The organism is Leifsonia sp. NPDC058248 (assembly GCF_042881905.1).
In the GTDB taxonomy this organism is placed as follows: Bacteria; Actinomycetota; Actinomycetes; order Actinomycetales; family Microbacteriaceae; genus Leifsonia.
The window spans coordinates 24,038-46,806 of the sequence record NZ_JBHVXB010000003.1; the positions used below are offsets into that span (position 1 = coordinate 24,038).

Genomic DNA, 22,769 nt, shown 5'->3' on the forward strand with positions numbered 1-22,769 from the left:
ATGCGGGGCGCCGGTGCTGCTCAGCCCTCCGCGACCTTGAGCACGATCTTGCCGCGGGAGTGCCCGCTCTCCATGGCGCGGTGCGCCGCCGCGACCTGCTCCAGGGCGAAGATCTGGTCGACGTGCACGCGGACGTTGCCGGACTCGAGGAGCCGGGCGATCACGGCCAGCGTGTTGCCGTCCGGGGCGACTTTGAAGTCGGTGCCGCGGACACCCGCCTGAGCGGCCTCCTCCTGGAAGCCGGGCCAGCTGCCGGTCGGGGCGTTCACGATGAGACCGCCGCGGCGCAGAACCGTGAGCGACCTCGAGCCGGTGTCGTCGTGCACGTTGCCGACGAGGTCGATCACCACATCGACATCGCCGACGACATCTTCGAATCGCGTGGTGGTGTAGTCGACGACCTCGGCCGCGCCGAGGGAACGCAACCACGAGACGTTCGCTCCGGAGGCGGTGGCGATCACGTGGGCGCCGAAGTAGGAGGCGAACTGCACGGCGAAATGGCCGACGCCTCCGCTGCCGGCGTGGATGAGCATCCGCTGCCCCTCGTGCGCCTTCGCCACTTCGACCACGATGCCCCACGCGGTGAGCGCCGCCAGCGGGGCCCCGGCCGCCTCGATGTGCGACAGCGTGCTCGGCTTGCGCACGACGCTCAGGCTCGGGACCGACACGTACTCGGCGTAGCTTCCGCTGAAGCGGGGCACCATGACCATGCCGAAGACCTCGTCGCCCGGCTTGATCGGATGCGCGTGGAACGGCGACTGCACGACCACTCCGCTGAAGTCGTGGCCCAGCACGGCGGGGAAGCGGTGGATCGCGCCGAACACTCCGCGGCCGGCCCGGGTCTTCGCGTCGACGGGGTTCACTCCGGCGGCGACGACCTTGATCAGGAACTCCGCGTTGACCCGGTCGGGCACCTCGGTCTCGCCGACGACGAGCTGATCGGCGTCCCCCTGCTCGTGAAGAAGTGCGGCCCGCATCGTCTTCTGCATTCGTCGTCCCCTCGTCGGTCGCGCGGTCGTGGCAGCGGTTCGGGCCGTGCCGGCCTGGTGGAACCAGTCAATCCCGCCAATGATTCGCCGGTGTTTCGGGGGCGTCACCGCTTGTGAACAATCCGTTTCGGATACCCCCAGGCCGTTCTCGGGCTGGGCTGGTTAGGATGCTTGTCGGCGCCACGGCCATCGCGGCGACCCACCCCACCCCGACCGACCCGAACGTGAGGAGCGCAGGTGACCCGACTGTCCGGCCCCCGTGCGCCGCGCCTGCTGCGGATCGTGCGGCAGCCGTTCGCGGCTCCACTGCTCGTCGGCGGTTGGCAGCGTGCCGTGCCCGTTCTGCTCGGGATCGGCACTGCCGCGGTGCTCGGCGGTCTCACGATCATCTGGGCGGCCAGGCTCACGGTGCCGTATCCGGTGTACGTCAGCGAGCTCGGCGCGAAGGGCGCGCCGACAGCTGCACCGTTCACGATCGCCCTGCTCTGCATCGCGCTGGGCGGGTTCGCCATCGCTCTGGCTTCTGGGCACATCCGGTCGTCGGCCCCGGTGCTCAACCGCTGGACGCCCGCGTTGACGCTCGGGTTCGCCGGGCTGTGCTTCGTGGCCGCCTCGCAGATCACCTGCACCGCATACTGTCCCGTGCCGCTCGTCGACCCGCGCTCGACCGTCCAGGACCTGGTGCACACGCTGAGCGCCGTCCTGGGCTTCGGGGCGGCCTGCTACGCGATGCTGCAGGTGGCGTTCGCGACGACTGTGCCGCGGGTGGCGCGCTTCTCCATGATCAGCAGTGTGGCGGTGGCGGCGATCACGATCGTCGGCGGTCTGCTCGCGATCGTGCACGTGGCGACGGATGTGGGGTCGTGGCTCGAGCTCGTCGGCACGACGGTGGCGATCGCGTGGCTGGCGGCTTACGGTCTCTCACTCACGCGCACGCCTGCCCGCTGAGCCGCGCATCCGGAGCGGTCAGGAGGCGGCGGCAGCGGCGGCGCGGCTACGGCGCTGCAGCACCGCGATGAGGTCTCCGGCGAGGGCGACGAGCTTCGCGATCTCCGCGTCGTCGCGGTCGACCCAGAGGCATTCCGGCTCCTCGTACACGGGCACGAAGTTCACGTGCTGCTCCCAGACGAAGAGGGTGCGCTCGGCCCCGAGCACGTACTGCTGCCACCAGATCTGCCGGAGGTAGTTGCGGGGGACGCTGCGAAGCGCCTTGTTCGTGGTCTTGATCTCGGCCAGCTCGATCACGCCGGTCGCCCGCACCGACAGCCCGTCGGGCGTCGCCAGGTGCCGGCGGTCGGCCTCCGCGTGGTAGAGGGCGTCGCTCGGGTGGATGCCGTGGGTCGCCGCCACCCACGACGCGATCTCGGGCTCGCGGGTGCGGCCATGCTGCGTGAACACGTTGCCGCCGAACCCGCTGCCGTGGAGCTTGTCGTATGCGGCGGACTCGACCGATCGCGGTGTGGACAGTTTCGCGACGTCGGTGGCCGTGATGCCGCGGCTGCGCGCACGTAGCCAGGCGACGCGGTCGCTGGACCGGGCGACCAGGCGCACCAGGTGCGGACCCTCCTGAGCCGGGTCGGCGCGGAGTGGACGCGAGGCGCCGAACTGCGAGGCGCCGAGCTCCGGAGCCAGCTCCGCCAGGGGGAGTGGGCGGGTCAGCGCTGGGTCGAGCATTACTCCATTGTGCCCCGTGTCACCGACCTTCGCTCGACCCCACGCCCAGGTCGGCGACCCCGACCTGGCGGCGCGCCTCGTCGAGGGTGGCGAGGGTGGCGATCGCCTCGTCGAGCGGCTGCAGAGGTGAGTCGGTGAGGCCCTCGGTCACGTAGCGGGCGAGAGCGGCCGCCTCGTACGACATCCCCTCGCGGTGGGGGCGTCCGTACGGGTCGACCCAGTGCGCGGCCAGGCGGCCGTCTCCGTCGTAGAACCGCACACCGCTCGCCGACCAGAACGGGCTGTCGGTCTCGACGCGTCCCGTGGACCCGCTGATGGTGGCGAGGGACGGCGTGCCCGCGCGCAGTCCCGTGCTGAGCAGTGCTTGCGCGCCGGTGGCGGACGACAGGATGAGTGCCACCTGCTCGTCGACGCCGGTGGGGGCGAGCGAGCCCGTGGCGATCACGCTCGCGGGGGAGCCGAGGGCGAAGGACGCCCACGACACGACGTATACGCCGAGGTCCAGCAGGGCGCCTCCGGCCAGCGCCGGGTCGAACAGTCGGCTGGCGGGGTCGAAGCGGGCCGAGCCACCGAAGTCGGCCGTCACGACGCGCACGTCGCCGAAGGCGCCGTCGTCGAGCAGCTGCCGCACGATGTCGGTCTGCGGGAGGTAGCGGGTCCACATCGCCTCCATGGCGAAGACGCCTGCCGCCCGCGCCGCGTCGGCGATGAGCTGCGCATCGGCGGCGGTGACCGCCATCGGCTTCTCGATCAGGACGTGTTTGCCCGCGGCGATGGCCAGCAGCGCGTGCTCGGTGTGCTGCGTGTGGGGTGAGGCGACGTAGACGACGTCCACGTCTGCGTCGGAGACGAGTTGCTCGTACGAGCCGTACGACCGGTCGACCCCGTGAGCTGCGGCGAAGGCGGCGGCGCGCTCGGCGGTGCGGGAGCCGGCGGCGACGACCCGCTGACGGGTGTGCTTGTGGAGAGCATCGGTGAAGTCGGCCGCGATCCCGCCGGGGGCGATCACGCCCCATCGCAGCGCCGGGGCGTCGGAGGGGTCGGGGTACCGGGGTTCGGGGAGGCTCGTGAAGGCGCTGGTCATGATCTCAGTCTGCCGCACCCGGCGGCGCCGCGGTACGATCACAACGGGACTTGACCATTCGACGTAAAAAATATAAGGTGTTAAAACCTGAGGTGTTAAAACCTCAGGAGAGGCGCGTGGTCACCCCCCGCATGGACCGCGCGCCTCGACCCGACTCTTCCGCTACCGCGGCCACGTCCCCGCTGCGGGGTTCGACACCTCGGGCGCCGTGCGCGGCCCGGGCACCGGAGCGGCCCAGCGCACCCCGTTGGCGAGCACGCGTCGCACCTGGGGGTGGAAGTACACGGGATACTCCTGGTCGCCCGGGCTGAAGTAGAAGATCTTGCCGCGACCGCGCGTGAACGTCACGCCCGACCGGAACACCTCGCCGCCGGTGAACGAACTGATGAACACCAGGTCGTCGGGGGTCGGGATGTCGAAGAACTCGCCGTACATCTCCTGCGCCTCGATCACGATCGGCTGCTCGACGCCCTCGGCGATCGGATGCGTCGGGTTGACGTTCCAGACCAGCTCGCGCTCGCCGCCTTCCGGGTTGCGCCAGGCGAGTGAGCAGGTGGTCCCGAGCATCCGGATGAAGATCTTGGAGAAGTGCCCCGAGTGCAGGACGATGAGCCCCATGCCGGCGAGGACGTGCGCCCGCACGCGTTCGACGACCTCGTCGGAGACCTGGTCGTGGGCGATGTGCCCCCACCAGAGCAGCACATCGGTCTCGGCGAGCACCTCCTCGCTGAGGCCGTGCTCGGGGTCGGCGAGCGTGGCGGTCCGGATGCTCGCATCCGGGCCGAGCAACTCGGTGAGGCCCTCGGCGATCGCGCCGTGGATCCCGTTCGGGTAGACCGCGGCGATGTTCGGCTGGGTCGTCTCATGGACCCCTTCGTTCCAGACGGTGACGCGCAGTGCGGACATGGTTCAGACTCCCTTCGAAGCGGCGGCGATGGTCGCCGCGGCGGCGGTGCTGTCGGCGCCCTCCGGCGCCGGCTGGGCGGCGGCGGACGCGGCAGAAGCGGCTGCCGCGGGCGCGCCGGGCTCGAGGACGACCTCTGCCCCACGCGCGGCCGACTCGTAGGCCGCGTCGATGATGCGGGCGCGGTCGAGTGCGAGGGAGCCGTCGTAGCGCGTCCAGTTCGCCGGGTCGGCGACATGCTCGAGGAATGTCTCGACGACCGCGGTGTGACCACGTCCGGGGTCGGCCTCGACGCTGATGTCGGCCGTCGCTTCGCCGTCGCCCGTGAAGATCGTCAGCTCGCCCGCCGGCGCGTAGTCGACGACGCGCAGGTCGGCGCCGCCTTCGGTGCCGTAGATCGTGATGCCGAACTCGTCGCCGGCGGGGCGGTAGGCGGCCCAGCTGGTCTCGAGCACGAGCGAGCCGCCGCCCTCCAGGCGCAGCAGCAGACTCGCGAGGTCTTCGACCTCGTACGCTGAGCCGACATCCTGCTTGTTGGCGACCGCCCCGCCGCGTCCGCGGCTGCCGAGCTCGGAGTGGGTGACGGCGGACACGGCGGTGACGCGCGGCTCGCCGAACAGGAACAGCGCGTAGTCGAGGACGTGCACGCCGATGTCGATGAGCGGGCCCCCGCCTGCCATCTCGCGGTTCGTGAACCAGCTGCCGAGCGCCGGGATGCCCGCACGGCGCAGCCAGGTGGCACGCCCGTGGTACGGGCGGCCGATCCGGCCCTCGTCGATGGCGGCCTTCAGAGCCTCGATGTCGCCTCGGCGTCGGTGGTTGAACGCCACTTCGAGGACGCGTCCGCTGGCGTGCGCGGCGTCGACCATGGCCTGCGCCTCGGCGGCGGTGCGCGCGATCGGCTTCTCGCTGAGCACGTGGATGCCCGCCTCCAGCGCGCCGACCGTGATCGGAGCGTGCAGGAAGGTCGGGACGGCGACGCTGACCACGTCGAGGTCGCCGTCGGCCACGAGCTCCTTCCAATCGCGGTAGAGGCGGGTGAGACCGTACTTCTCGCCGAGGGCTGCGCGCGGCCCGTCCTCCATCCCGGCGATCGCCACCAGCTCGACGCCGGGGAGGGTGGAGTACGCCTCCATGTGCTGCTGTCCGGCCCAGCCGAGCCCGATGACGCCCGCGCGGAGCGTCTTGCCTGTGTCAGTCGCGGTGGTGTTCACGACGGTCCTTCCGGTTCTGGTGTTGTGGGTGGGTGTTGGGCGCCCGGTCGAATCGATTCGATTATCGTCGGATGCGCCCGGTTCGGGAAGTGGCGGGCTCAGCGGCCCAGGGATCTGGATGGTGCGCGGGAGTGCCGGTCGGCGTCGGGATCGAGGGCGTGCTGGATGACCATGATCGCCGCCCCGAGCACACCGCCGGTCTCACCGGCCCGCGAGTGGGTGATGGTGAGGTATTGCGTGGCGAGCGGCGTGGAGCGCTGGTAGACCACTTCGCGCACGCCGGCCAGGAGCTGCTCGCCCACGCGTGACAGGCTGCCGCCCACCACGACGACCGACGGGTTGAGCAGGTTGACGCAGGTTGCGACCACCTCGCCGAGATCGCGGCCCGCCTGCCGGATGGCGCGCAGCACCACCGGGTTGCCGGTTCGGGCGAGGGCGACGACGTCGTCGCTCGTCGCAGCGGGGATGCCCTCGGCGGTGAGCGCCCTGGCGATGGCGGGCCCGCTCGCGAGGGCCTCCAAGTCGGCATCCTGAGCGCCATGGCTGGGCGTCTCGGCGCCGAACGGGACGCGTACGTGGCCGAGATCGCCGGCCGAGCCCTGGGCTCCCCGCTGCAGTCTCCCGCCGTTGATGATGCCGGCGCCGATTCCGGTCGCGACCTTCACGAAGAGCAGATCGGACTGGTCGGGCCAGCTGGTCGCGTGCTCGCCGAGGGCCAGAAGGTTGACGTCGTTGTCGACCAGCACGGGCACGTCGAAGGTGCGGTGCACGTAGGCGGGGATGTCGAAGCGGTCCCAGCCGGGCATGATGGGCGGGTTGACCGGCGTTCCCGTGGAGTGCTCGACCGGGCCGGGCACCCCGATCCCAATGCCGATCAGGTCGGCATCCGGTCGCCCCGACTCGGCGAAGAGCGCGGCCGCCGTGGTGAGCACCCAGTCGAGCACCGCCTCGGGCCCGTCGGAGATGAGGACGCGGCGGGACTCGCTGTGCAGGATGTTGCCGGCCAGGTCGGCGACGGCCACCACGCCGTGGGTGGCGCCCAGGTCGACCGCGATGACGACCCGCGAACTCGGGTTGAAGGCGATGCGGGCGGGCGGCCGTCCTCCGCTGGAGACGTCGTCGCCGGCGGGTGCGACGAGCCCGGTGGCGGTGAGGCTGTCGATGCGCACCGCGATGGTGGAGCGCGCGAGGCCGGTCAGTTCGGCCAGCTGGGAACGGGTGCGCGGGATGCCGTCGCGCAGGATCGTCAGCAGGGGGGCCGCTTCGGGCGCGACAAGTGTCGGCTCGTGCGCGCTCTCGGTCATGAGGACATTGAAGCACACGGCTGCGCGGCACTTCAAAGTATGACTGTCTTTCGGCAGCTTTTGTTTGACAACCGACATAAGTCTGGTTGAATGGACGAGCGCCAGGTGCGCCATCCCACATGCAAACTCGACGAGGAGAACCAGTGTCGACGTCCAAAACCTCCGTGCAGCTCTACACCGTTCGTGAGCTCCTTACCGAAGACACGGTAGGCACGCTCAAGCGCATCGCCGATCTGGGGTTCACCCAGGTCGAGCCGTTCGCCTTCCTGTCCTTCGGCGACGACCTCCGTCGTGGTCTCAGCGAGGCCGGCCTCACGGCGCCGACCACCCACCAGAGCTTCATCGGGGGCGACCTGGAGCCGGTCTTCGAGGCGGCCAAGGAGCTCGGCATCGGCACCGTGATCGACCCGTTCGTCGCGCCAGACCGCTGGCAGACGGCGGAGAGCGTCGGCGAGATCGCGGCGCAGCTGAACGCCGCCGCCGAGGTCGCCGCCCGCTACGGCGTGCGTGTCGGCTACCACAACCACGCCCACGAGATCGAGAGCACCATCGACGGCGTCACCGCCCTGGAGTACTTCGCGGGCAAGCTCGCCCCCGAGGTCGTTCTCGAGGTCGACACCTACTGGGTCGCCGTCGGCGGTCAGGACCCGGCCGCGCTCGTCACGAAGCTCGGCGACCGCGTCGTCGCCCTGCACATCAAAGACGGCCCCGCCACCGCCGAGACGAAAGACCAGGTCGCCGTCGGCCAGGGTTCGCTGCCGGTCGAGGAGATCATCGCGGCGGCGCCGAACGCGCTGCGCGTCATCGAGCTCGACGACTCGCGCGGCGACCGGTTCCAGGCCGTCGCCGACAGCCTCGCCTTCCTCACCTCCAAGGGTCTCGCATGAGCGGCGGAACGGGACGCGTCGGCGTCGGTGTGATCGGCGCCGGCGTCATCAGCAAGGAGTACCTGTCCAACCTCACGTCCTTCCCCGACCTCGACGTGCGGTTCGTGGCCGACATCGACCTCGACCGCGCCAAGGCTCAGGCCGAGGCGTTCGGAGTGCCCGGCTACGGAACGGTCGACGAGCTCCTCGCCGACGACGAGATCGAGATCGTGGTGAACCTCACCCTTCCCAAGGTGCACGTCGAGGTCGCGCTCCAGGTGCTCGCCGCCGGCAAGAACGTGTGGAGCGAGAAGCCGTTCTCGCTCGACCGCGCCAGCGGCCGCAAGCTGCTCGACGTCGCCCACGAGAAGGGGCTGCGCGTCGCCACGGCGCCCGACACGTTCCTCGGCGCGGGCATCCAGTCGGCTCGCCGTCTCGTGGAGCAGGGAACGATCGGTGCGCCGCTGACCGCCCTGACCCTGATGCAGTCGCCCGGCCCCGAGTCGTGGCACCCCAACCCCGACTTCCTGTTCCAGGAAGGAGCGGGTCCGCTGTTTGACATCGGACCGTACTACCTCACCGCGCTGGTGCAGCTGTTCGGACCGGTCGCCCGCGTGAGTGCGGTCGCTTCGAAGGCCAGGGAGTCCCGCGTGATCGGGTCGGGTCCGCGCGCCGGCGAAGAGTTCGCCGTCACGGTGCCGACCCACGTGAGCGCCCTCTACCAGTTCGAGAACGGGCAGACCGCGCAGAGCGTCTTCAGCTTCGACTCGAAGCTCGGCCGCACGCAGTTCGAAGTGACCGGCTCCGACGCGACTCTCGTCGTGCCCGACCCGAACACCTTCCAGGGCGAGCTCCTCCTGCACGGCTCCGACGGCATCCAGACCATCGCGGCCACCGGCTCCACGACCAGTCGCGGAACGGGTGTCGTCGAGCTGGCCCGCGCCATCCGGGCCGGTGTGGCGGAACGCGCCTCCGGCGAGCAGGCCTACCACGTGGTCGACATCATGGTGTCGACCATCGAGGCCGGACTGTCGGGTCAGCCCGTCGAGGTGGAGAGCACCGTCACGGTCGCGCCGGCCCTCCCCGAGGACTGGGATCCGCGGGCCGCGACCATCGGGGCGTGACGATGAGCGCAGAGAACGGCGGCCGCGTGAGAGCCGCGATCGTCGGCGGCGGCTTCATGGCCGAAGTGCACTCGCGCGCGGCCCGTTCCGCACGTGCGGAGCTGGCCGGCGTGGTCTCCTCCACACCCGAGAAGTCGGCGCGCGTCGCCGACGCCCTCGGGTTCGAGAAGGCGTACGGCTCGCTCGACGAGCTGCTGGCCGACGACAGCGTGGATGTCGTGCACGTGTGCACCCCGAACGCTCAGCACGCCGAGCAGGCCGCTGCGGTCCTCGCGGCCGGCAAGCACGTGGTGTGCGAGAAGCCGCTGACGACCACAGTCGCCGACGGCGAAGCGCTCGTCGCGGCGGTCGGCACGCTCACCGCCACGGTGCCGTTCGCGTACCGCTTCCACCCGATGGTGAGAGAGGCTCGCGCCCGGTTCCGTTCGGGCGAGGCCGGACACGTGCTCACCGTCAACGCCTCCTACTTGCAAGACTGGCTGCTCGGCGTCGACGACGACAACTGGCGCGTCGACTCCGCCCTGGGCGGTCGCTCGCGGGCGTTCGCCGACATCGGATCGCACCTCGTCGACCTGGTCGAGTTCGTCAGCGGCGACAGGGTCTCCCGGGTCGCCGCCACGAAGAAGACGGTGTTCACCGAGCGGGCGTCCCACAGCGGCATCAGCACCGAGGATGCCGTGGCCGTCGTCATCGAGACGCGCTCCGGCGCGCTCGGCACACTGCTGGTCTCGCAGGTCGCGCCCGGGCGCAAGAACCGGCTCCTGCTGGAGATCGCGGGCAGCGCCGAGAGCGTCGTCTTCGATCAGGAGCAGCCCGAGACCCTCTGGGTCGGCAAGCGCAAGGGCAGCCTGCTGATCCCGCGCGACGCCGACCAGCTCGACGCGGACGCCGCCCGGCTGTGCGTCGTTCCGTCCGGGCATCCCCAGGGATATCAAGACGCGTTCAACGCGTTCGTCGCCGACACCTACGCGGCGGTCGGCGGGGCGGAGCCCGAGGGGCTGCCTCGGTTCGCCGACGGTCTGCGGGCCGTCCGGGTGACGGAAGCCGTGCTCGACTCCGCGGAGGCGGGCACCTGGATCGAGATGGGAACACACGATGACTGACACCGCGAACGGCTCGGGCGCAGAGCTCGCCAGCACGCATCCGGTCACGCTCTTCACGGGGCAGTGGGCCGACCTGACGCTCGAAGAGGTCGCTCGGCATGCGAGCGAATGGGGCTACGACGGTCTCGAGATCGCCTGCTCGGGGGAGCACCTCGACGTGTGGCGGGCCGCCGAAGACGACGCCTACCTTCAAGGCCGGCTCGACATCCTGAACAAGTACGGCCTCAAGGTGTGGGCGATCTCCAACCACCTCAAAGGCCAGGCGGTCTGCGACGATCCGATCGACTTCCGTCACCAGGCGATCGTCGGCTCGAAGGTGTGGGGCGACGGGGAGCCGGAAGGCGTGCGGCAACGTGCGGCCGAGGAGCTGAAGCTCACAGCCAAGGTCGCCCGGCGTCTCGGCGTCGACACCGTCGTCGGCTTCACCGGGTCGAAGATCTGGCCGTACGTGGCGCAGTTCCCGCCGGTTCCCGCCGATGTGATCGATGCCGGCTACCAGGACTTCGCCGACCGCTGGAACCCCATCCTCGATGTGTTCGACGGCGAGGGCGTGCGATTCGCCCACGAAGTGCACCCGTCGGAGATCGCCTACGACTACTGGTCGAGCATCCGGTCGCTGGAGGCCATCGACCACCGCGAGGCGTTCGGCTTCAACTGGGACCCGAGCCACATGATGTGGCAGGACATCGACCCGGTCGGGTTCATCGTCGACTTCAAAGACCGCATCTACCACGTGGACTGCAAGGACACGCGGCTGCGTCCGAAGAACGGCCGGGCGGGCGTGCTCGGATCGCACCTGCCGTGGGGCGACCCGCGTCGCGGCTGGGACTTCGTCTCCACCGGACACGGCGACGTGCCGTGGGAGGACTCCTTCCGCGCCCTCACGTCCATCGGCTACGACGGACCGATCTCCATCGAGTGGGAGGATGCGGGGATGGACCGGCTGCACGGCGCCAAGGAGGCGATCGGGTACATCCGGTCGCTGCTGTGGAAGCTGCCGACCGCGTCGTTCGACGCGGCGTTCAGCAACCAGGACTGACGCAACCAGGGCTGACGCAACCAGGACTGACGCAACCAGGACTGACGCAACCGGGTGCCGGGGCTCTGTCCCGGCTGCGGTCCCGGTCGTCGGCGGGCGGTGCTTGGATGGGTCCATGGCCGATAGACGACACGGCGCCCAGGCGCCCGCGACGGAGACGACGATCCGCGGCGAAGACTGGTACGGTCGCGACCTCGACGCAGCGGAGTACACGAAGGTCGAGTTCATCGACGTCGACATGACCGAGCTCTCCAGCCGGGCGGCCGTGTTCACGGAGTGCACCTTCCGCAACGTGAAGTTCAATGTGAGCGTCCACACCGACAGCGCGTTCGTGAACTGCACCTTCACCCGCTGCAACTTCTTCGACGCGACCTTCGAGCGATGCAAGCTCACCGGCAGCATGTTCGACGGCTGCTCGTTCGGGCTGCTCACGGTCAAGGGCGGCAACTGGTCGTTCGTCGGGCTGCCGGGCGCCGACCTGGGCGGAGCGGACTTCGACGGGGTACGGCTGCGCGAAGCCGACCTGACCTACGCGCGGTGCCAGGGCGCGACGATCGTGGGCTGCGACCTCTCGGCGTCGTGGTTCCAGGGCGCCGATTTCAGCAAGGCGAATCTGCAGGGCAGCGACCTGGCCGGGATCGACCCGCAGACGGTCGTCCTGACCGGCGCGATGATCGACGAGCGCCAGGCGGTCACGATCGTCGAGGCGCTGGGAGTCATCGTCGTCGCGTGACCGCGGGTGTCGGCAACTCCGGAGTTCTCGGGCGACACGCCGGCCCGACGAGCGCAACTCCGGAGCATCGGGCCGATGTGGGCAGGAAGCTCCGGAGTTGCGAACGGGTCAGCGGTCAGCCGGGTCAGCGGGTCAGCGGGTCGCCGGGTCAGGCGACCTCTTTCACCTGGCCGTGCTTGATGTGCAGGCGCCGCTGGGCGCGCTTGGCCACGGCGGAGTCGTGCGTGACGATCACCAGGGTGAGGCCGCGGTCGCGCCAGAGTCCCTCGAGGAGGTCCATGATCTCGTCGCGGGTCTCCTCGTCGAGGTTTCCCGTCGGCTCGTCGGCGAGGAGCACATCCGGGTTCTTCACCAGCGCGCGAGCGATGGCCACGCGCTGCTGCTGACCGCCCGACAGCTCCGAGGGCAGGTGATTGCCGCGGTCGGCCAGGCCGACGGATGCGAGAGCCTCCGCGGCCCGGCGCTTGCGGTCGTCGCTGCTCACCTTCAGCGGGGCGAGTGCCGTCTCCACGTTCTCCTGCGCGGTGAGGGTCGGGATCAGGTTGAAGCCCTGGAAGACGAACCCGATCTCGTTGGCGCGGATCGTCGTCAGCTTGCCGTCGCCGAGGCCGGAGAGGCTCGCGTTCTCGAGCACGACAGAACCCGAGGTGGGCCGGTCGAGCGCGCCGAGCATCTGCAGCAGTGTCGACTTACCACCGCCGGTGGGCCCCTGGATGGCGACCAGCTGGCCGTCGGGGATCTCCAGGCTCACGTCGTTGAGCGCGGTGATGTTGCGCTTCGATTGGACGTACTTCTTGGTGACATTCGTGAGGGTGTACACGTTTCTTCTCCTTGCGAGGGTGTCGGCTAGGCGACGGAGCGGAGGGCGGCGGCCGGGCGGAGACGGGATGCCCGCCACCCGCCGATCGCTCCGGCGAGCAGCCCGCCGAGAACGGCCAGACCGACGGCGATGACGATGACCCAGACGGTCACCGGGGCGTGGAGCGCGATATCGGTCGTCGCCGTGGATGCGGCGCTCCGGATGCCTTGGAATCCGCCGCCGAAGCCGCCCCCGGCACCGCCGGTCGCCGCTCCGGTCCCACCGCTGACGGCGCGACCCGCTCCGCCGGCGGCAGTCGCGACGCCGCTGCCGACGCTGCCGGAGAGGGTCGGCGCGACCATGTTGAGGATCATCACGCCGATGAGGCCGACGGCGACCCCGATCACGCCGCCGATGGCGCCCTGCACCACGGACTCGCCGGCCACCTGCCCGACGATACGGCCGTTGCTCCAGCCGATCGCCTTGAGGGTGCCGAACTCACGCGTGCGCCGGGTGACACCGGAGATGGTGAAGAGTATGGCGATCAGGAACGCCGCGGCGAGCACGATGATCGAGAGCCAGGTCCCCAGGTTGGAGATGAGGGTTCCCGCGGTGCCGAGCGATCCGGAGACGCTGGAGGCCAGGTCGGCCTGTGTGCTCACGGTGGCGGTGGGGAGTGCCTTGGTCAGGTCGGACTTGATCTGGTCGATGTCGCTCGCCGAGGCGGCTGTGACGTAGACCGAGCTGATCTTGGCGGTCTGACCCGAGAGCTTCTGGGCGACATCCAGCGGGATGTACGCGTTGGCCGCGGTCGTCGAGTCGCTTCCGGTGGCCGCGACGATGCCGATGACCTTGAACGCGGTGCCGCCGATCGTGACGGTGTCGCCGACGGCTTTACTGCCGGTCCTGGCATAGGCGGCATCGAGCACGACGACATCCGCGCCCGCGTCGGCCTTGTCGAAGCTGCGGCCGCTGGTCAGGGTGACCGAGGCGAGCGGGCCGACGGACTTGCCGGCCGGGTCGAGACCCAGCACCGAGAACGAGTCGACGTTGAACGAGCTGCCGCCTGCCCCGTCGGAGCCTCCGGTCGGGGGAGCGGTGGGCTGTGTCGCCGTGCCGCCGGCCGCACCGTTCTGGCGCTCCTGGCGCAGCTGCTGGAAGTTCGGCAGCGTGCCGCTGAAGCTGGTGTTGGTGAGGGAGAGCACGGACGCAGCCGCGGAGACGTTGCCGACCTTCTGCACGGTGGTGAGCGTGGAGTCGGCCATCACCGTCGCGCCCCGTGTCGGCTCCAGTCGCGACGTGTTCACCTGACGGCCCGTCCCGGTGTCCGTGCCGGCGTTCGCGCCGAAGTCGAACCGCGGGCCTCCGCCCTGGCCCTGCTGCGCCGTGGCCGTCTGCGCGGTGGCCGGCTCGCTGACGGTGATGTCGGTGCCCACCCCGTAGACGGACTGGAGCACGCTGGCCTGGGCCTGTTTCACCCCGGCCGAGACCGAGTTGACGATGATGACGAGGGCGATCGCGAGGGCCATCCCCACCGCGATGATGATCGTCTGTTTGCGGCGATTGACGAGCTCGCGCCGCAGGTAAGTCCCGAACATATGGCTTCCGTTTTCTCTCGGGTTTCAAGTCGAACGGGTTGACGCTATTCACGACCGTTATGGGGGCACTGTGCCGAGGCTATGGATCCGCTGATGGCACAGGCATCAAGTTCACAGAGTTCACATAGGTTGCTCATGGTGCGCGCGGAGGCGCCTCGCGATAATGAGAAAGGTGACCATGAATTCCCGTGCTACCCCCAGCACCCCCACCCAGCCCCGCTCCGTCTTGCGCCGAGCGGACGGAAGCTCCATCCGCGTGCTCGTCGTCGACGACGAATCCACGCTCACCGATCTGCTCTCAATGGCCCTCCACTACGAGGACTGGGACGTGAAGACCGCGTCCAACGGTCAGCAGGCCCTCGCCATCTCCCGCGAGTTCAAGCCGGACGTCGTGGTGCTCGACATCATGCTCCCCGACATCGACGGCCTGCAGGTGCTGTCCCGGATGCGCGCCGACGGCAACGAGGCGCCCGTCCTCTTCCTCACCGCCAAGGACTCGCTCGACGACCGCATCGCCGGTCTGACCGCCGGCGGCGACGACTACGTCACCAAGCCGTTCAGCCTCGAGGAGCTTGTCGCCCGACTGCGCGGCCTGCTGCGCCGCTCGCGGGCCGCCGTCGCCGACCACAGCGACCCCGTGCTCATCGTGGGCGACCTGGAGCTCGACGAGGACAGCTACGAGGTGCACCGGGACGGCGACCCGATCCAGCTCACGGCGACCGAGTTCGAACTGCTGCGCTTCCTGATGCGCAACCCGAGGCGCGTGCTCAGCAAGACCCAGATCCTCGACCGGGTGTGGAGCTACGACTTCGGCGGCTCCTCCAGTGTCGTCGAGCTGTACATCTCCTACCTGCGCAAGAAGATCGACTCCGGTCGCACCCCGATGATCCACACCGTTCGCGGAGCCGGCTACATGGTCAAGGCGGCGACGTGACCACAGCCCGTGCGACGGGCGACCGTACGACCACCGGGCCGGCGCGTGAACGCCGGTTGCGCATCCGTCCCCTGCGCTCCTGGACGCTGCGCAGCCGGGTGGTGCTCGTCGTGGTGGCGATGCTCGCCGTGCTCGGAGCCGTGATCGGGACGATCAGCGTGTTCGCACTCCAGGGCTTCCTGGTGCAGCGCCTCGACAGCCAGCTCACCAGTGCGGTCGAGCGCGGTCAGCGCGCGGCCAACCAGATCTACGGCACGACCCCGACGGGCTCGGATGTCACGCGCATCGTCGCGACCCCGGGCCAGCCGGTGGGCACGTTCGGCATCGTCCGAAGCGGGACGACCCTGCTCTACCCGGTCATCCTGCCGCCGCGTCCGGACGCCACGTCGCCCAACGGGCCGGTGGCGCCGAAACAGGTGACGATCCAGACCGAGGCGCTCTACACGCTCCCCGCCGACGGCAAGCCGCGCACGGTGAACCTCGGCCCGTCCCTGGGCGACTACCGGGTGGCCGCCGCGGAGCTGGCCAACGGCGACAGCGTGATCATCGGCCTGCCGCTCGCCGAGGTGAACGCCACCGTCAACCAGTTGACTCTCGTGGTCGCCCTGGTGACCCTCGCCGGCCTCGTCTTCGCCTTCCTCATCGCGAGTTTCGTCGTGCGGCTCGCGATGCGTCCGCTCGAACGCGTCGCCGGCACGGCCCAGGAGGTGGCCGAGATGCCGCTCGACCGCGGAGACGTTGCGCTCTCGGTGCGCGTCCCGGAGGAGGACACCGACCCGCACACCGAGGTCGGCAAGGTGGGCGCGGCGCTCAACCGGATGCTCGGACACGTGGCGTCCGCGCTGACCGCCCGGCAGGCGAGCGAGCAGAAGGTGCGCCAGTTCGTCGCCGACGCGAGTCACGAGCTGCGAACGCCGCTCGCCTCGATCCGGGGCTACGCCGAGCTCACCAGACGATCGCCGCACGATCTTCCGCGCGACGTCACGCACTCGCTGCACCGGATCGAGTCGGAGGCGACCCGGATGACCTCCCTGGTCGAAGACCTCCTGCTGCTCGCCCGGCTCGACGAGGGCCGTGAGCTCGACCGCGACCCGGTCGACCTCTCGATGATGCTGGTGGATGCGATGAGTGACGCCCACGCGGCCGGCCGCGATCACGTCTGGTCGATGGTGCTGCCCGACGAGCCGGTGGAGGTCGTGGGGGACCGGGCCCGGCTGCAGCAGGTGGTGGTGAACCTGCTCGCCAATGCGCGTGTCCATACGCCGGACGGCACGAAAGTGGTCGCCGCGCTGGCCGAGGACCGGGAGGCGGGACGCGCGACGATCACCGTCACGGACAACGGCCCGGGTATCCCTCCGGAGCTGCAGTCGACGCTGTTCGAGCGGTTCGCCCGCGGAGACGGTTCGCGCGCCCGCACCACAGGCTCGACCGGGCTCGGGTTGGCGATCGTGCACGCCGTCGTCGAGGCGCACGGCGGTGAGGTGACCGTGACGAGCGAGCCGGGGGAGACCGTGTTCGCGGTGTCGCTCCCGCTGGGGCCCGTCGCCCCCGAAGCCGAGCCGGCGGAGAGCACAGCAGAGATCGGCGACCGCACTGCGTGATCACGGCGGCCGATTTGCGTCGGCGGCCGTGCATCCCGTAGCCTGTACGAAGCCAAAGACCGCCGGTCGTCGTGCGCGCAAGTGCACAACCGAAGTCTCACCCAGGTGAGGGCCCGCGCAGGTGTATGAAGTAAGTCTCGCAGGCTCTGTCTGCGTCGCCCGCTCCGTGCCTCTGCGCCGGAGCTTTTTTCTTGCCCGGTGGTCGAGGCGCACATCGCCTCCGCGGTGTGCGACGCAAACATAGAGGAGTAGGCCATGGCGAACAAGGAAGCCACGGTTGCCGAGCTTGAGGAACTTTTCAAGAGCTCGACTGCCGTTCTGCTGACCGAGTACCGCGGTCTCACTGTCGCTCAGCTCAAGCAGCTGCGCACATCCATCAGTGAGCACGCGACCTACGCCGTGGTGAAGAACACGCTGACCAAGATCGCGGCCAACAAGGCCGGCATCTCGTCGTTCGATGAGGAGCTCGTCGGTCCGTCGGCCATCGCATTCGTGAGCGGCGACCCCGTCGCCGTCGCGAAGGCACTGCGTGACTTCACCAAGGCAAACCCTCTCCTGGTGGTCAAGGGCGGTTACTTCGACGGTAACCCGCTGACCGCAGAAGAGGTAGGCAAGCTCGCCGACCTCGAGTCCCGTGAGGTTCTGCTGGCCAAGCTGGCCGGCGCCTTCAAGGCCTCGCTGTTCGGAGCCGCATATCTGTTCAACGCACCGCTGTCGAAGGCCGTTCGCACGGTCGACGCGCTGCGTGAGAAGCAGGAGTCCGCTGCGTAGTCCATCCCCCGGGATGCCTGCCAAGCGGTTGAGTACACGAAAACACTAAGGAGAAAATCATGGCAAAGCTGTCGACTGACGAGCTGCTCGAAGCGTTCAAGGAGCTCACGCTCATCGAACTGAGCGAGTTCGTGAAGAAGTTCGAGGAGACCTTCGAGGTCACCGCCGCCGCCCCCGTCGCCGTTGCTGCGGCCGGCGCCGGCGCTGCCGCCCCGGTTGAAGAGGTCGAGGAGAAGGATTCCTTCGACGTCGTCCTCGAGGCCGCCGGTGAGAAGAAGATCCAGGTCATCAAGGAGGTGCGCGCCCTCACCAGCCTCGGCCTCGGTGAGGCGAAGGCTCTCGTTGACGGCGCTCCGAGCACCGTGCTCGAAGGCGCCAACAAGGAGACCGCCGACAAGGCGAAGGCTCAGCTCGAAGAGGCTGGCGCCAGCGTCACCCTCAAGTAGTCAGTGCCCCATCGGGGCTCTTTCTGCCGCAGGTGACATCGCCTGACGCTTAGCGCGACGCGGACTCCTTCTTTACCGAAGCATCCGTGTTGTGAGGGCGTCGCCCCCGCAACGGGGCGACGCCCTCTGTGCGTTAACGAGAGGCGTGCCACCAGAGGCGTCGCACGACGCGGATGCCCGGTCCCTCCGTCCACCGACCGGTGGGCGGACACCCAGCGTCCGATCGCGCCTGCTTGCGTGCATCCGGTGTGCAAGGACGCACATCTCAGAGAGAATCACGATGAATACGAACACCTGGCGCAACCGCGCCGCATACTGGCGACAGCTCGCTGTCGCCGTCTTCACCGGTGAGTGCAGAGAACGCGCGGCCCACCCACCGGATCTGTGCCGCAGCGCAGTCCACTTCGGACTGTACCTGCGGTAGCCTCCATCCCTTCGACAGTGCCCCCGGTCGGTGACCGGGGGCACCTGCGCGTCCGGGGCGTGTCGGAGGGGGTCCGTACAGTCGTCGTCATGACCGAACGAGCCGATGTCGCCGCCACCCGCCTCGCCTACGACACGGTGGCCGGCGACTACGCCGAACTGCTGGCCGACGAGCTGGCGACGAAGCCGCTCGACCGGGCGATACTCGCGGCGTTCGCCGAGGAGGTGACTGCTGCCGGCGGGGGAGCGGTGGCCGACCTCGGGTGCGGTCCGGGAAGGGTCACGCAGCATCTGGCCGGCGTCGGGCTGCGCGCATTCGGTGTCGATCTGTCTCCAGGAATGGTGGAGGTCGCCCGCAGACGGCATCCGACGCTGCGCTTCGAGGTGGGCACGATGGCCGCGCTCGACATCGCCGACGCCTCGCTGGCGGGCGCTGTGGCCTGGTACTCGATCATCCACACGCCGATCGAACGGCAGAACGAACTCTTCGCGGAGTTCGCGCGGGTGGTGCGGCCGGGAGGATGGCTGCTGCTGGCGTTCCAGGTGGGCGATGAGGTCGTGAAGCTGCGGCACGCCTACGGTCACGACATCGAGCTGGACGCGTACCGGCAGTCGCCTGAGCGCATCCGGGGGCTGCTGCAGGGTGCGGGCTTCGCCGAGTTCGCGCGCCTCGAGCGCGAGCCGGTCGTGCCGGAGAAGTCGCGGCAGGCCTACGTCCTGGCGGTGCGATCGCAGTAGGCCGACGCGCCGGTGAGCGCGGCCACTTGATTTATATAGTTCAGCTATATATAATAGTCGTATGCCTGAAACGGACGACACCGACCTCCGCCACACGCTCGGCGACCTCGTGGTCGCGAGCAACCGCCTCGGCCGGCTCGCCGCCCGCGTCACGGGCAACACCGAGTCGCCCGCCTCCTGGCGCACACTCAGTGTGCTGCAGGGCGCCGGCGCCATGCGCCTGGGCGAGCTCGCTGCGAACAGCCGGGTGTCGCAGCCGACCATGACCAAGATCGTGCGCAACCTCGTCGAGTCGGAATGGGTCAAGCGCATCGCAGACACCGACGACGCCCGCGCGTGGCAGATCGCGATCACGCCCAAGGGCGCCGCGGCACTCCTGGCCTGGCGCGATGAGCTCAGCGCAGCCCTCGTGCCCATGTTCGCCGACCTCACCGACGACGAGATCGAGGCCCTTCGCAAGACGGTGACCATCATCGGGTCGCGGGTCGACCTCTCGGCGGCCACGTCCGAAGCACTGGCCGGCGCCCGCTAGCAGCACGCGTGCGCACGCCCCACGCGTCCGCCTGACCGCGCAGCCCGCATCCGCGCTCTGCGCCCCCACCATCACTCGTCGATCGGAGCCGTTCCACCTCTATGAGCCACGACAAGCCCAACAACATCCTCAAGCAGCCGACCGCCGTCTGGGCGGTCGCTTTCGCATCCGTCATCGCCTTCATGGGCATCGGGCTCGTCGACCCGATCCTCCCGGCCATCGCCCACAGTCTCAAGGCCACACCGACCCAGACGGAGATGCTCTTCACGAGCTACCTGCTCATCACCGGTGTCGCGATGTTCTTCAGCAGCTGGATCTCCAGCCGCATCGGCGCCAAGAAGACCCTCCTCATCGGCCTCGCCCTGATCGTCGTCTTCGCGCTCGCCGCGGGGCTCTCGCAGAACGTCGAATCGATCATCGGCTTCCGCGCCGGCTGGGGCCTCGGCAACGCGCTCTTCATCTCCACGGCGCTCGCGACCATCGTGGGTGCCGCATCCGGTGGCACGTCGTCGGCCATCATCCTGTACGAGGCCGCCCTGGGCCTCGGGATCGCGATCGGCCCGCTTCTCGGCGGCCTGCTCGGCAGCTGGAGCTGGCGCGGACCGTTCTTCGGAACCGCCACTCTGATGGCCATCGGCTTCGTCGCCATCGCTACGATGCTCAAGACCAGTCCCGAGCGGCCGACTCCGACTCCGCTGTCCGCACCGTTCCGCGCGCTCGCCCGACCGGCGCTCGGCTTCCTCGCTGCGGCCGCTCTGTTCTACAACATCGGGTTCTTCGTCCTCCTCGCCTACACGCCGTTCGCCCTGGTGCCCCTCGGGATGGGCGATGCGATCACGCTCGGGCTGATCTTCTTCGGTTGGGGCCTCGCCGTAGCGGTCTCATCGGTCTGGGGCGCACCACTGCTCACCAACCGGCTCCCGCGCACCCGTGTGCTCTGGATCGTGATGCCGCTGCTCGCGCTCGACCTGGTGGCTGCCGGGATCTTCATCGGCTCCATCGTCGGACTCATCGTCTTCGTCGTCGTCGGCGGCCTGCTGCTGGGCATCCTGAACACCGTGCTCACCGAATGCGTGATGGAGGCCACCGACCTTCCCCGGTCCGTCGCCTCGAGCGCGTACTCCGGCGTCCGGTTCCTCGGTGGCGCGATCGCACCGCCCGCGGCCACACTGCTCGCGGCCACGTTCACACCCGCCACGCCGTTCTACGCCGGGGCGATCTCGGTGCTCGTCGCCACCGCGCTGATCATCATCGGCAACCGGCACCTCAAGCGTGTCGACGGCGTCGAGGAGTCGACGGTCGAAGAGGCCGAGGCGATCGCGGTCGGCGACTCGAACTAGCATCCGCCGTTCGGGGACGTTCCCGGAGAGGACGAGAGGCCGCCCCTACCCTAATGGGGGCGGCCCCTCCCGTACGGGCCAGAGGCCGCTACGGGCAGACGCGCCGTGGGCCGGCGACGATCTTTCGATCGACCGCTCGCAACCCAGTGGAAAGGGATCGTGACTACCCGAAAGTCGCGATCCCGCATCGCCTGCACATCCATCCTCTCAGGCGAACGGCCCAACCGGTCGTCGACGGGCCGGTCGGCAGGCACGAACGCTCGGATGCGCGTTCAGCGGACGGTCGCGGGCGCGGCGGTCGACGAGCGCACGATGAGCGTGGCGGCTGTGCGCACCGAGCGCGACCGGGGGTCGGCGCCCGCCAACTCGTCGAGCAGGATGCGCGTGGCGATCGCCCCCTGATCGAACGGGTCCTGGGCCATCGTCGTCAGCCCGAAGGACTCGGAGAAGTCGTGATCGTCGATACCGATCACCGAGAGGTCGCGCGGCACGCTGAGGCCGTGGTCCTGGGCCGCGAGCATGGCGCCCATCGCCATCTCGTCCGACCCGGCGAAGATCGCCGTCGGGCGAGGGCCGGGGCGATCGAGCAGGGCGTTCATCGACGCCCGGCTCTGCGGGAGCGAGAAGCCGCCCGGGATGATCCACTCCGGTCGCACGGGGAGACCAGCGTCGCGCATCGCCTTCTGAAAGCCGTGCAGTCGCCCGATCGGCACCTGCTTGTTGAGGCCCTCTTCGTCTTCGCCCCCCAGGTGGGCGATGTCGGTGTGCCCGAGGGAGATCAGATGGTTCGTGGCGGTGCCGGCGGTGCTCTTCTCGTCGATGCCGACGCTGCGGAGCCCCTTGACCGGTCCGCCGATCACGATCGTCGGGTGGCCGAGCGACGCGAGCTGATGGCGTTCGTCGGGCGTGAAGTCGAGGCAGAGGGCGAGCAGGGCATCCGTTCTCTTCCTCAGGATGGAGCGGTGGAAAACCCGCTCACGATCGCCGCGGTGACCGCCCAGATTGAACAGGATCATGTCGTAGCTCGCGGAGCGCAGTTCGGCGTCGACGCCCTCGAGCACGCTCGTGTAGAACCAGCGGCTCACCGACGGGACGACGACTCCCATGGCCAGGGTGCGGCCGCTCGCGAGACCGGACGCGCTCGACGACGCCACGTAGCCCAGCTCGTCGGCCGCCCTCCGCACCGCGGCACGAGTCTTGTCCGACACGTTCGGCAGCCCGCGCAGCGCTCGGGAGACCGTAGCGGTCGAGACGCCCGTCGCACGCGCGACCTCGTCGATCCCTGTCATGCTCGTCATTCCGCGTTCAGGAGCCCTGGCGCGGGGGGTGCGCATCCGTCTCCTCCGCCGGCCGGCGCGACGCCACGATACGGCGGCGCGCCTGCCAGAGGAGCACGAGGATGAGCACCAGGGCGAGCAGAGTCAGCGCCCAGCCGATGGCGTCGGCGCCCATGACCTCTGTCACGATCGTGACGATCAGGAACGCGAACGCGAAGAAGCCGACGATGCCGATGCCGACGTCGACGATCTCGAGCGAATCGTTCCAGCGCACGA

Annotated in this window: 23 protein-coding genes; 13 read left to right on the plus strand and 10 right to left on the minus strand. The window is 69.4% G+C overall.

What is annotated here, in order from left to right:
• Positions 1–20: 20 nt before the first annotated feature.
• Complete coding sequence (locus tag ACFVV5_RS05525; RefSeq protein ID WP_387240196.1) at positions 21–989, minus strand: NADP-dependent oxidoreductase; 969 nt, start codon at positions 987–989, stop codon at positions 21–23.
• A 237-nt stretch (positions 990–1,226) separates the two neighbouring features.
• Between ACFVV5_RS05525 and ACFVV5_RS05530 the strand changes: the two genes are divergently transcribed.
• Complete coding sequence (locus ACFVV5_RS05530; protein ID WP_387240199.1) at positions 1,227–1,937, plus strand: DUF998 domain-containing protein; 711 nt, start codon at positions 1,227–1,229, stop codon at positions 1,935–1,937.
• Between the two features lie 18 nt (positions 1,938–1,955).
• Here the strand turns inward: ACFVV5_RS05530 and ACFVV5_RS05535 are convergent, their stop codons facing one another.
• The 5 genes from ACFVV5_RS05535 to ACFVV5_RS05555 form a co-directional block, all read right to left on the minus strand.
• Positions 1,956–2,663, minus strand: a complete 708-nt coding sequence (locus ACFVV5_RS05535) for a YqaJ viral recombinase family protein (RefSeq protein WP_387240202.1) — start codon at positions 2,661–2,663, stop codon at positions 1,956–1,958.
• A 19-nt stretch (positions 2,664–2,682) separates the two neighbouring features.
• Positions 2,683–3,747, minus strand: coding sequence for a Gfo/Idh/MocA family protein (locus ACFVV5_RS05540; RefSeq protein ID WP_387240205.1), 1,065 nt, complete (start codon positions 3,745–3,747; stop codon positions 2,683–2,685).
• 162 nt (positions 3,748–3,909) lie between these two features.
• Positions 3,910–4,653, minus strand: a complete 744-nt coding sequence (locus ACFVV5_RS05545; RefSeq protein ID WP_387240208.1) for a ThuA domain-containing protein — start codon at positions 4,651–4,653, stop codon at positions 3,910–3,912.
• A gap of 3 nt (positions 4,654–4,656) precedes the next feature.
• A complete protein-coding gene (locus ACFVV5_RS05550) occupies positions 4,657–5,865 on the minus strand; it encodes a Gfo/Idh/MocA family protein (RefSeq protein ID WP_387240211.1) in 1,209 nt (402 codons plus the stop codon).
• 98 nt (positions 5,866–5,963) lie between these two features.
• A complete protein-coding gene (locus tag ACFVV5_RS05555) occupies positions 5,964–7,169 on the minus strand; it encodes an ROK family protein (protein WP_387240214.1) in 1,206 nt (401 codons plus the stop codon).
• A 119-nt stretch (positions 7,170–7,288) separates the two neighbouring features.
• Here ACFVV5_RS05555 and ACFVV5_RS05560 point away from each other — a divergent pair, with 119 nt between their 5' ends.
• The 5 genes from ACFVV5_RS05560 to ACFVV5_RS05580 all read left to right on the plus strand — a co-directional run bounded on the left by ACFVV5_RS05560 (position 7,289) and on the right by ACFVV5_RS05580 (position 12,034).
• Positions 7,289–8,056: a sugar phosphate isomerase/epimerase family protein gene (locus tag ACFVV5_RS05560; protein ID WP_387240217.1), complete on the plus strand. Its 768-nt coding sequence runs from the start codon at positions 7,289–7,291 to the stop codon at positions 8,054–8,056.
• The gene (locus tag ACFVV5_RS05565) at positions 8,053–9,159 is read left to right on the plus strand and encodes a Gfo/Idh/MocA family protein (RefSeq protein WP_387240219.1); all 1,107 of its coding nucleotides are present in this window, start codon (positions 8,053–8,055) and stop codon (positions 9,157–9,159) included. The genes ACFVV5_RS05560 and ACFVV5_RS05565 overlap by 4 nt, the downstream gene beginning before the upstream one ends.
• Positions 9,160–9,161: 2 nt before the next feature.
• Positions 9,162–10,262: a Gfo/Idh/MocA family protein gene (locus ACFVV5_RS05570; protein ID WP_387241293.1), complete on the plus strand. Its 1,101-nt coding sequence runs from the start codon at positions 9,162–9,164 to the stop codon at positions 10,260–10,262.
• Positions 10,255–11,301, plus strand: a complete 1,047-nt coding sequence (locus ACFVV5_RS05575) for a sugar phosphate isomerase/epimerase family protein (protein ID WP_387240222.1) — start codon at positions 10,255–10,257, stop codon at positions 11,299–11,301. Before ACFVV5_RS05570 ends, ACFVV5_RS05575 begins: the two co-directional genes overlap by 8 nt.
• A 115-nt stretch (positions 11,302–11,416) precedes the next feature.
• Entirely contained in the window at positions 11,417–12,034 is a 618-nt protein-coding gene (locus tag ACFVV5_RS05580; protein ID WP_387240225.1) for a pentapeptide repeat-containing protein, read from the plus strand.
• A 148-nt stretch (positions 12,035–12,182) separates the two neighbouring features.
• Here ACFVV5_RS05580 and ACFVV5_RS05585 read toward each other — a convergent pair whose 3' ends face one another.
• Together ACFVV5_RS05585 and ACFVV5_RS05590 are read right to left on the minus strand one after the other, a co-directional pair.
• Positions 12,183–12,854 carry an ABC transporter ATP-binding protein gene (locus tag ACFVV5_RS05585; RefSeq protein WP_387240228.1) on the minus strand — a complete coding sequence of 224 codons (672 nt, stop codon included), beginning with the start codon at positions 12,852–12,854 and terminating at the stop codon, positions 12,183–12,185.
• Positions 12,855–12,880: 26 nt separating this feature from the next.
• Positions 12,881–14,431: an ABC transporter permease gene (locus tag ACFVV5_RS05590; RefSeq protein ID WP_387240231.1), complete on the minus strand. Its 1,551-nt coding sequence runs from the start codon at positions 14,429–14,431 to the stop codon at positions 12,881–12,883.
• Between the two features lie 178 nt (positions 14,432–14,609).
• On the opposite strand from ACFVV5_RS05590, the gene ACFVV5_RS05595 reads away from it, so the two are divergent.
• The 7 genes from ACFVV5_RS05595 to ACFVV5_RS05625 all read left to right on the plus strand — a co-directional run bounded on the left by ACFVV5_RS05595 (position 14,610) and on the right by ACFVV5_RS05625 (position 21,216).
• On the plus strand, positions 14,610–15,365 hold the full coding sequence (locus ACFVV5_RS05595) for a response regulator transcription factor (RefSeq protein WP_387241296.1): 756 nt from the start codon (positions 14,610–14,612) through the stop codon (positions 15,363–15,365).
• Positions 15,362–16,966: a sensor histidine kinase gene (locus ACFVV5_RS05600; protein WP_387240234.1), complete on the plus strand. Its 1,605-nt coding sequence runs from the start codon at positions 15,362–15,364 to the stop codon at positions 16,964–16,966. The genes ACFVV5_RS05595 and ACFVV5_RS05600 overlap by 4 nt, the downstream gene beginning before the upstream one ends.
• A 255-nt stretch (positions 16,967–17,221) precedes the next feature.
• Positions 17,222–17,737, plus strand: coding sequence for a 50S ribosomal protein L10 (gene rplJ, locus ACFVV5_RS05605; protein ID WP_387240237.1), 516 nt, complete (start codon positions 17,222–17,224; stop codon positions 17,735–17,737).
• 59 nt (positions 17,738–17,796) lie between these two features.
• Positions 17,797–18,183: a 50S ribosomal protein L7/L12 gene (rplL, locus tag ACFVV5_RS05610; RefSeq protein WP_387240241.1), complete on the plus strand. Its 387-nt coding sequence runs from the start codon at positions 17,797–17,799 to the stop codon at positions 18,181–18,183.
• A 513-nt stretch (positions 18,184–18,696) separates the two neighbouring features.
• The gene (locus ACFVV5_RS05615; protein ID WP_387240244.1) at positions 18,697–19,344 is read left to right on the plus strand and encodes a class I SAM-dependent DNA methyltransferase; all 648 of its coding nucleotides are present in this window, start codon (positions 18,697–18,699) and stop codon (positions 19,342–19,344) included.
• A 61-nt stretch (positions 19,345–19,405) separates the two neighbouring features.
• A complete protein-coding gene (locus tag ACFVV5_RS05620) occupies positions 19,406–19,876 on the plus strand; it encodes a MarR family winged helix-turn-helix transcriptional regulator (RefSeq protein WP_387240248.1) in 471 nt (156 codons plus the stop codon).
• 101 nt (positions 19,877–19,977) lie between these two features.
• Positions 19,978–21,216: an MFS transporter gene (locus tag ACFVV5_RS05625; RefSeq protein WP_387240251.1), complete on the plus strand. Its 1,239-nt coding sequence runs from the start codon at positions 19,978–19,980 to the stop codon at positions 21,214–21,216.
• A 272-nt stretch (positions 21,217–21,488) separates the two neighbouring features.
• On the opposite strand, the gene ACFVV5_RS05630 is transcribed toward ACFVV5_RS05625, so the two are convergent.
• Together ACFVV5_RS05630 and ACFVV5_RS05635 are read right to left on the minus strand one after the other, a co-directional pair.
• Complete coding sequence (locus ACFVV5_RS05630) at positions 21,489–22,505, minus strand: LacI family DNA-binding transcriptional regulator (protein ID WP_387240254.1); 1,017 nt, start codon at positions 22,503–22,505, stop codon at positions 21,489–21,491.
• A gap of 16 nt (positions 22,506–22,521) precedes the next feature.
• Positions 22,522–22,767, minus strand: a complete 246-nt coding sequence (locus ACFVV5_RS05635; protein ID WP_387240257.1) for a hypothetical protein — start codon at positions 22,765–22,767, stop codon at positions 22,522–22,524.
• Between the last annotated feature and the right edge of the window lie 2 nt (positions 22,768–22,769).